General features: G+C 69.7%; 10 protein-coding genes and 1 tRNA gene. 3 read left to right on the forward strand and 8 right to left on the reverse strand.

Annotated elements, in window-relative coordinates:
* Positions 1 to 38: 38 nt before the first annotated feature.
* The 5 genes from rplA to ABD151_RS07560 all read right to left on the reverse strand — a co-directional run bounded on the left by rplA (position 39) and on the right by ABD151_RS07560 (position 2,761).
* Positions 39 to 752 carry a 50S ribosomal protein L1 gene (rplA, locus tag ABD151_RS07540; RefSeq protein ID WP_343992919.1) on the reverse strand — a complete coding sequence of 238 codons (714 nt, stop codon included), beginning with the start codon at positions 750 to 752 and terminating at the stop codon, positions 39 to 41.
* A gap of 64 nt (positions 753 to 816) precedes the next feature.
* The gene (gene rplK, locus ABD151_RS07545; protein WP_343992921.1) at positions 817 to 1,245 is read right to left on the reverse strand and encodes a 50S ribosomal protein L11; all 429 of its coding nucleotides are present in this window, start codon (positions 1,243 to 1,245) and stop codon (positions 817 to 819) included.
* A gap of 235 nt (positions 1,246 to 1,480) precedes the next feature.
* The gene (gene nusG, locus ABD151_RS07550; protein WP_343992923.1) at positions 1,481 to 2,326 is read right to left on the reverse strand and encodes a transcription termination/antitermination protein NusG; all 846 of its coding nucleotides are present in this window, start codon (positions 2,324 to 2,326) and stop codon (positions 1,481 to 1,483) included.
* 57 nt (positions 2,327 to 2,383) lie between these two features.
* On the reverse strand, positions 2,384 to 2,635 hold the full coding sequence (gene secE / locus ABD151_RS07555; protein ID WP_343992925.1) for a preprotein translocase subunit SecE: 252 nt from the start codon (positions 2,633 to 2,635) through the stop codon (positions 2,384 to 2,386).
* Between the two features lie 53 nt (positions 2,636 to 2,688).
* A tRNA-Trp gene (locus tag ABD151_RS07560) sits at positions 2,689 to 2,761 on the reverse strand.
* 174 nt (positions 2,762 to 2,935) lie between these two features.
* On the opposite strand from ABD151_RS07560, the gene ABD151_RS07565 reads away from it, so the two are divergent.
* From ABD151_RS07565 to ABD151_RS07575, 3 genes are all read left to right on the forward strand, one after another.
* Positions 2,936 to 4,228: an aspartate aminotransferase type Ic gene (locus tag ABD151_RS07565; RefSeq protein WP_343992927.1), complete on the forward strand. Its 1,293-nt coding sequence runs from the start codon at positions 2,936 to 2,938 to the stop codon at positions 4,226 to 4,228.
* Between the two features lie 220 nt (positions 4,229 to 4,448).
* The gene (locus ABD151_RS07570) at positions 4,449 to 5,519 is read left to right on the forward strand and encodes an adenosine deaminase (RefSeq protein ID WP_343992929.1); all 1,071 of its coding nucleotides are present in this window, start codon (positions 4,449 to 4,451) and stop codon (positions 5,517 to 5,519) included.
* A complete protein-coding gene (locus tag ABD151_RS07575) occupies positions 5,516 to 5,917 on the forward strand; it encodes a hypothetical protein (RefSeq protein ID WP_343992930.1) in 402 nt (133 codons plus the stop codon). The genes ABD151_RS07570 and ABD151_RS07575 overlap by 4 nt, the downstream gene beginning before the upstream one ends.
* A 64-nt stretch (positions 5,918 to 5,981) precedes the next feature.
* On the opposite strand, the gene ABD151_RS07580 is transcribed toward ABD151_RS07575, so the two are convergent.
* The 3 genes from ABD151_RS07580 to ABD151_RS07590 are packed head-to-tail and all read right to left on the reverse strand — an operon-like array spanning position 5,982 to position 7,793.
* Positions 5,982 to 7,016, reverse strand: coding sequence for a UDP-N-acetylmuramate dehydrogenase (locus ABD151_RS07580; protein ID WP_343992932.1), 1,035 nt, complete (start codon positions 7,014 to 7,016; stop codon positions 5,982 to 5,984).
* Positions 7,009 to 7,395 (reverse strand): MaoC/PaaZ C-terminal domain-containing protein, encoded by a 387-nt coding sequence (locus tag ABD151_RS07585; protein WP_343992933.1) that lies wholly within the window; start codon positions 7,393 to 7,395, stop codon positions 7,009 to 7,011. The genes ABD151_RS07580 and ABD151_RS07585 overlap by 8 nt, the downstream gene beginning before the upstream one ends.
* Positions 7,392 to 7,793 carry an FAS1-like dehydratase domain-containing protein gene (locus ABD151_RS07590; protein WP_343992935.1) on the reverse strand — a complete coding sequence of 134 codons (402 nt, stop codon included), beginning with the start codon at positions 7,791 to 7,793 and terminating at the stop codon, positions 7,392 to 7,394. The genes ABD151_RS07585 and ABD151_RS07590 overlap by 4 nt, the downstream gene beginning before the upstream one ends.
* Positions 7,794 to 7,870: the final 77 nt, after the last annotated feature.

A 7,870-nucleotide genomic window follows, 5' to 3' on the forward strand; every position in this document is an offset into this window, starting at 1 on the left:
TGGATGCTCACACAGTCATCCGACTGCGTCAGGCTGGGTCAGGCGTCGTCCTCGCCCGCAACGTTGCGGGTGCGGTTCGGGTCGACCTGGACACCGGGGCCCATCGTCGTGGAGACGGTGACCTTCTTGATGTAGCGGCCCTTGGAGCTGGCCGGCTTGAGACGCAGCACCTCTTCGAGGGCAGCGGCGTAGTTCTCGGCCAGCTGGGCCTCCGAGAAGGACGCCTTGCCGATGATGAAGTGCAGGTTCGAGTGGCGGTCGACGCGGAACTCGATCTTGCCGCCCTTGATGTCGGCGACGGCCTTGGCGACGTCCGGGGTCACGGTGCCGGTCTTCGGGTTCGGCATGAGCGAACGCGGGCCGAGCACGCGGCCGAGACGACCGACCTTGCCCATCATGTCCGGGGTCGCGACGACGGCGTCGAAGTCGAGCCATCCGCCGTTGACCTTCTCGATCAGCTCGTCGCCACCGACGAAGTCGGCGCCGGCCTCGCGGGCGGCGTCAGCCTTGTCGGCGTTGGCGAAGACCAGGACGCGAGCGGTCTTGCCGGTGCCGTGCGGCAGGTTGACGGTGCCGCGCACCATCTGGTCCGCCTTGCGGGGGTCGACGCCGAGTCGCATGACGACGTCCACGGTCTCGTTGAACTTCTTCTTGCTGGCGGCCTTGGCGATCTTGATCGCGGCCAGCGGGGCGTAGAGCTCGTTCTTGTCGAACGTCTCGGCCGCCGCGCGGTAGGTCTTGCTGCGCTGCATGGTGGATTCCTTAAGTCGATACGGAGCTGTGGTCAGCGGGCCAGCGCGGCCCTCCCACGGGGATTCAGTCGGTGGTGACGCCCATCGAGCGGGCAGTGCCCTCGACGATCTTCATGGCGGCGTCGATGTCGTTCGCGTTGAGGTCGGGCAGCTTGGTCTGCGCGATCTCACGGACCTGGTCCTTGGTCAGCTTGCCGACCTTGTCCTTGTGCGGGACCGACGAACCCTTGGCCAGGCCTGCGGCCTTCTTGATCAGCTCAGCGGCCGGCGGGGTCTTGGTGATGAAGGTGAACGAGCGGTCCTCGTAGATGGTGATCTCGACCGGGATCACGTTGCCACGCATGGACTCCGTCTGCGCGTTGTACGCCTTGCAGAAGTCCATGATGTTGACGCCGTGCGGGCCGAGCGCGGTACCGACCGGCGGGGCCGGCGTCGCGGAACCGGCCTGGAGCTGCACCTTGACGAGTGCTGCGATCTTCTTCTTGGGAGGCATGTCCTCTTATCTCCTTCGTGGTCATGACGGGGGTTTCCCTGCCACTGGTGGTGCTTGGTGAAGCCGTGGGCTCGCGCGCACACGAGGTCGGTGGCGCAAACCTGAACAACTCTACGCGCTCCGGCACCGCGGTGCACATCGGCGAGATCGCACCGGCCCGGACCCGATCCGGGCGGGGACGAGAAGAGCCCGCGTCCACCGAGGCGGACGCGGGCTCTGCTGCGCAAGCGTCGGGTCAGACCTTCTGGATCTGATTGAAGCTGAGCTCGACCGGGGTCTCGCGGCCGAAGATCTCGACGAGCGCCTTGACCCGCTGCGCCTCGGCGTTGATCTCGGTGATCGTCGCGTGCAGCGTGGCGAACGGACCGTCGACGACCATCACCGAGTCGGTGACGTCGAAGTCGGCGACCTCGATGGTCTTGCGGGCCGGCGCGCTGGCCTGGGTGTCGGCACCGGCGGCGACCGCCTCGGCCTCGACCTCGGCAGCGACCGTGGGGGCGAGCCAGTTCTCGACCTCGGAGAGGGTCAGCGGGACCGGCTGGTGGCTGTTGCCCACGAAGCCGGTGACCGACGGCGTGTGCCGCACGGCGGCCCAGGACTCGTCGGTGAGGTCCATGCGCACCAGCACGTAGCCGGCGAACCGGGTGCGGTTGACGGTCTTGCGCTGACCGTTCTTGATCTCGGCGACGTCCTCGGTGGGGACCACGACCTCGTGGATGTAGTCCTCCATGTTGAGGGAGATGACGCGGTTCTCAAGGTTGGCCTTGACCCGCTTCTCCATGCCCGAGTACGTGTGGATGACGTACCACTCGCCCGGCTTCGCCCACAGCTCGTTGCGCCATGCCTCGAGCGGGTCGACGTCGGCCTGCTCGGCGACGTCGGCGTCCTCGTCCGCGGACTCCTCGTCGGCGAGGTCCTCGTCGGCGGACTCCTCGTCGGCGGAACCCTCGAACTCGGCGTCATCGAACTCGGGCTCGACGACGTCGTCCTGGTCGATCAGCTCGGCGTCAGCAGGAGTCTCCTCCTGGCCCGGCTCGACCGTTGCCTCGTCGTACTGCTCCGACACGTGATGCTCCGTCATGTTGATGAAATGTCACCGCCAGCGCGGCGGGCCCGATGGCCTCCGCGCTCGACGCTACTACTGGTTCCCGGCTCCGCCGAAGACCTCGAAGACGAATCGACCGAAGGCGAGGTCGAGCACCGAGACCAGGGCCATCATCACGACCACGAACACCAGCACCACGATGAAGTAGGTGATGAGCTGTTCCTGGGTCGGATAGACGACCTTGCGCAACTCGGCAATGGACTGACGAATGAAGGCAATGGGTCCGGTGCGCTCAGGCTTCCCACCGGACTTGTGAACCGCGTCGCTATCGGACACGTTCTCCACCTTCCACAGACTGCTCGACTTCGCCGATCGCTCGGCGTCCTGCGTTTACCTTGCAGGGCACGAGGGACTTGAACCCCCAACCTTCGGTTTTGGAGACCGATGCTCTGCCAATTGAGCTAGTGCCCTTCGGTGCTTCTCGGAACAGTAAACCCGGTGGGTGGTGGGCATGGCTGAACCTTGGCGACAAACACCAGGGGATGAGTCTATGTCGAATGCGGACGCAGAGTCCAAATGGCCCCATCCGCAACCACTCCTCGGCCCTCGTAGCCGCGCTGCACGCCCTCGTGGAACCATGGTCCCGTGACCGAGCCGAGCCAGAACCCCGTGCCCCTCTCCGCCCTGTCTGCCGACCAGTTGGCCGCCTTCCTCACCGAGCAGCGTGCGGCCTACGACGCGCTCAAGGCGCGAGACCTCAAGCTCGACCTGACCCGCGGCAAGCCGGCCAGCTCGCAGCTCGACCTCTCCGACGCGCTGCTCACGCTGCCGACCAGCACCACGGACGCGGCCGGGGTCGACGTCCGCAACTACGGCGGGCTCGAGGGCATCCGCGAGATCCGCGAGATGTTCGCGGACCTGCTCTGGGTGGAGCCGGAGCAGGTCGTCGCCGGCGGCAACTCCAGCCTGGTGATGATGCGCGAGGTCCTGGTCGACCTGTGGCTCAAGGGCGGCGTCGACTCCGAGCGCCCATGGGGCCAGGAGGAGAAGGTCACCTTCATCTGCCCGGTCCCCGGCTACGACCGGCACTTCACCCTGCTCGAGTGGTTCGGCATCGACATGATCACCGTGCCGATGAACGACGACGGCCCGGACGCCGAGGCCGTCGCCCGACTGGTCGCCTCCGACCCGAGCATCAAGGGCATCTGGATCGTGCCCACCTACGCCAACCCGAGCGGCTCGATCGTCTCCCAGGAGATCGCCGCCCGCCTGGCCTCGATGCCGACCGCGGCGCCGGACTTCAAGATCTTCTGGGACAACGCCTACGCGTTCCACCACCTGACCGAGGATGAGGCGAAGAGCGCCGACATCCTGTCGCTGGCGGCAGCCGCCGGCCACCCGCACCGCCCGATCATGTTCGCCTCGACCTCGAAGATCACCTACGCCGGCGCCGGCGTGGCCTTCCTCGCGGGCTCGGTGGAGACGGTGAAGTGGTACACCGGCCACCTCGGCAAGGGCGCGATCGGCCCGGACAAGCTCAACCAGCTGCGGCACGCCCAGTTCTTCGGCTCCGCCCAGGGCGTGCGCGACCACATGGTCAAGCACCGCGAGATCATCGCCCCGAAGTTCGCGGAGGTCGAGCGCGTGCTCAGCGAGCGGCTCGGCGGCCTCGAGGTGGCCACCTGGACCAAGCCGACCGGCGGCTACTTCGTGAGCCTCGACGTCCTGGACGGCACCGCCTCGCGGGTGGTCCAGCTGGCCAAGGAGGCGGGCATCGCGCTCACCCCGGCCGGCTCGTCCTTCCCCAAGGGCGACGACCCGCGCGACCGCAACATCCGCCTCGCGCCGACCTTCCCGGCACCTGCCGCCGTCACCGAGGCGATGGACGCCGTCGCCACCTGCGTCCTGCTCGCGGCAGCCGAGCACCTCTCCGCCTGACCCGAACCAGCGCTTGTTCACATCCGAACCCGCGCTTGTTCACATCCGAACCCGCGCAGGTTCACATCCGAACCCCGGCCTGGTTCTAGCTGGGGTTCGGCGCTTCTGTGTCCAACGCACAGCCATGTCCGACCGGCAGGGTGAAGAAGCGCGGGTTCAGGAGTGAACGAGCGCGGGTTCGGGAGTGAACAAGCGCGGGTTCGGACTGTACGGTTTCGGCGTGGGTGAACTTCGACGCGATCTGACCACCTTGCCCAAGGCGCACCTGCACCTGCACTTCACCGGGTCGATGCGGCATCAGACCCTGGTCGAGCTCGCGGCGCGGGACGGGATCCACCTGCCGGACGCCCTGGTCTCCGAATGGCCGCCGCAGCTCTCCGCGGCCGACGAGAAGGGCTGGTTCCGCTTCCAGCGGCTCTACGACGTGGCCCGCTCGGTGCTGCGCACCCCCGATGACGTGCGGCGCCTGGTCCGCGAGGCCGCCGAGGACGACGTCCGCGACGGCGGGCGGTGGCTGGAGATCCAGGTCGACCCGAGCGGCTACGCGGCGCTCTTCGGCGGGATCACCGCCTTCACCGACCTGGTCCTCGACTGCGTGCGCGACGCGTCGGCGCGGACCGGCCTGCAGATCGCCGTGGTGATCGCCGCGAACCGGACCCGGCACCCGCTCGACGCCCGGGCCCTGGCCCGGCTCGCCAGCCAGTACGCGGGTCGCGGCGTGGTCGGCTTCGGTCTCTCCAACGACGAGCGGCGCGGCAACACCGCCGACTTCTCCCGAGCCTTCGAGATCGCCCGGCGTGCCGACCTGCTGCTCGCCCCGCACGGCGGCGAGCTGCGTGGCCCCGACAACATCCGCGCCTGCCTCGACCACCTGCACGCCGACCGGCTGGGCCACGGCGTCCGGGTCGGCGAGGACCCGGCCCTGCTGGAGCGGATCGCCACCCAGGGGATCGCCCTGGAGGTCTGCCCGGTCTCGAACGTCGCGCTCGGCGTCTACAGCGACCTGACCTCGGTGCCGCTCCCCCAGCTGCTGGACGGCGGCGCCACGATCGCCCTGGGCGCCGACGACCCCCTCCTCTTCGGCTCCCGGCTGGAGGGGCAGTACGCCACCATGCGCGCCGCACACGACCTGAGCGACGCCCAGCTCGCCGAGCTGGCCCGGATGAGCTTCCGGGCCTCCCGGGCGCCCTCGGACGTGCTGGCCACGGCGATGGCGGACATCGACGCCTGGCTCGACGACTCCCCGGACGGGCCCGCCCCCGTCGCCGAGATGGAAGGCTCCGCACTATGAGTGAAGTTCCCCCGCAGGGCCCCGCTGCCGGAGGCTGGCAGCCGCCCCCGCACGGCCCCGTGCCGCCGGGCCAGCTGCCGCCAGCCGGCTGGGGCCAGCCGTTTCCCTGGCCACCGCCGCCGCCCCGGCACCCGGACGCCAACGCCGCGCTGGTCTGGGGCATCGTCGCCCTCGCCGGCGGGATGAGCATGTGCCTGCCGCTGCTGGTCAGCCCGTTCGCCTGGTTCTACGGCGCCCGGGTGGTCCGGGAGATCGAGCAGAGCCCGCAACCGCTGGGCGGGCTGAGCGAGGCGAAGGCCGGCAAGGTGATGGGCATCGTCGGCAGCTGCCTGCTCGGCGTCGCGCTCCTCGGCCTGGTCCTGCTGATCGGGCTGGCTGTCCTCTCCGAGGCCAGCTGACCGGCGCACCCCTGCACCAGGCGGCGTTGGGTGGCGCAGGAAGGCACCACTCAACGCTCGGTCGCTACAGCGTGCAGCCCACCAGCACCGGCTCGTTGACCAGCCGGACGCCGAACGCCCGCTCCACGCCGTCACGCACGGTGCGCGCGAGGGCGAGCAGGTCCTCGGCACCGGCGCCGCCCCGGTTGGTCAGCGCCAGCGTGTGCTTCGTCGAGAGGCTCGCCGGTGCGTCCGGGCTCAGCGCGTAGCCCTTGCCGAACCCGGCATGCTCGATCAGCCAGGCGGCGCTGGTCTTCACGGTGCCGTCGGGCTGCGGGTAGCGCGGCGCGGCCTCGGGCAGCGCTGCCGCCTGCTCGGTGTCCAGGAACGGGTTGGTGAAGAAGGAGCCTGCGCTCCAGGTGTCGTGGTCGGCCTCGTCGAGGACCATCCCCTTGCCCGAGCGCAGCTCCAGCACCGCCTCGCGGACGGCGTCCAACGGCGCCCGCTCCCCGGCCTCGACGCCCAAGGTGCGGGCCAGCTCGGCGTAGCGGATCGGCTGCCCGAGCGTGTCGATGTCGAGCCGGAAGACGACGTCCAGCACCACGAACCGGCCCGGGTCGGCCTTGAACCGGCTGTGCCGGTAGCCGAAGGAGCACTCCTGCCCGGCGAAGCGCCGGATGCCGCGCAGCCGGCGGTCCCAGACCTTGACCTCCGCGATCGTGGAGGCGACCTCCTGGCCGTAGGCGCCGACGTTCTGGATCGGCGTGGAGCCGACCGCGCCAGGGATCCCGGAGAGCGCCTCGACGCCGCTCCAGCCCTCGGTGACGGTGCGCAGGACGAAGTCGTCCCAAACCACCCCGGCCTGCACGGCGACGTCGATCTGCGGGCCGGAGGAGACCGCGTCGACACCGCTGGTCGCGACCTGGATCACCGTCCCGGCGAACCCCTCGTCGGCGACCAGCAGATTGCTGCCTCCGGCCACCAGCAGCACCGGCTGACCGGCGTCGTCGGCCGCGGTGACGGCTGCGATCAACTCGGCCTCGGTGGTAGCCCGCACGTACGAGCGCGCGGGCCCGCCGACCCGCAGCGTGGTGAGGTCGCGCAGGAGCACCTCAGACACGCACGACGGCCTTCATCGCGCCGAGCACGCCGACGCCGTCGCAGGTGACCGCGACCGAGAGCGAGCGGGTGCTCTCGTCCTCGGCGGTGACCTTGCCGGTGACGTCAATGACGACGCCCTCGTCGTCGTCGGGCACGACGACCGGCTTGGTGAACTTGGCACCGAACTCGACGACCCGGTCCGGGCCGCCGGCCCACTCCTCGACCGCGCGGGTGGCCAGCGCCAGGGTGAGCATGCCGTGCGCGATCACGCCGGGCAGGCCGACCGAGGTGGCCACCCGCTCGGAGTAGTGGATCGGGTTGAAGTCGCCACTGGCGCCGGCGTAGCGCACCAGGTCGGCGCGGGTCACGGTGAACTGCTGGGGGGTGAGCTCGCTCATGAGGTCTCTCCGCGGTGGATCAGGGTCGACTTGGTGCGGCAGACGACCTCGCCGTCGGCATCGGTGATCAGGCTGGAGGTGCCGATGATGTCGTTGCCACCGATCTGGCGCAGCGTGTCGACCGTCAGCGTCGCCGTCAGCACGTCGCCGGGGCGGACCGGGCGCTCGTAGGCGAAGCGCTGCTCGCCGTGCACGATCCGGAACAGGTCGGCCTCGACGTCGGCGAGGAAGTCGTTCATCGCTGCGAAGGCCACCACGATCGGGAAGGTGGGCGGAACCACGCCCTCGACGACGGGGGCACCGATCGCCGTGGCGAACTCGCGGACCTTGACCTCGGTGACCGGATACGGGGCGGTGGGCGGGAACTCCCGGCCCACCAGGGAAGCATCAATCGGCATGACCGAAACGCTAGCAGCGCGCCGGGGCCGGCGATCCGCGGCGTCCAGCCACCTCCGCCGACCCGCTGGGGTGAAAA

This window comes from Nocardioides dubius (genome assembly GCF_039528155.1).
In the GTDB taxonomy this organism is placed as follows: domain Bacteria; phylum Actinomycetota; class Actinomycetes; order Propionibacteriales; family Nocardioidaceae; genus Nocardioides; species Nocardioides dubius.

What these genes read in the sequence shown, in the direction of transcription:
- rplA (WP_343992919.1), bottom strand. Translation starts at nt 752, where the DNA reads ATGCAGCGCAGCAAGACCTACCGCGCGGCGGCCGAGACGTTCGACAAG.
- rplK (WP_343992921.1), bottom strand. Translation starts at nt 1,245, where the DNA reads ATGCCTCCCAAGAAGAAGATCGCAGCACTCGTCAAGGTGCAGCTCCAG.
- nusG (WP_343992923.1), bottom strand. Translation starts at nt 2,326, where the DNA reads ATGACGGAGCATCACGTGTCGGAGCAGTACGACGAGGCAACGGTCGAG.
- ABD151_RS07575 (WP_343992930.1), top strand. Translation starts at nt 5,516, where the DNA reads ATGAGTGAAGTTCCCCCGCAGGGCCCCGCTGCCGGAGGCTGGCAGCCG.
- ABD151_RS07585 (WP_343992933.1), bottom strand. Translation starts at nt 7,395, where the DNA reads ATGAGCGAGCTCACCCCCCAGCAGTTCACCGTGACCCGCGCCGACCTG.
- ABD151_RS07590 (WP_343992935.1), bottom strand. Translation starts at nt 7,793, where the DNA reads ATGCCGATTGATGCTTCCCTGGTGGGCCGGGAGTTCCCGCCCACCGCC.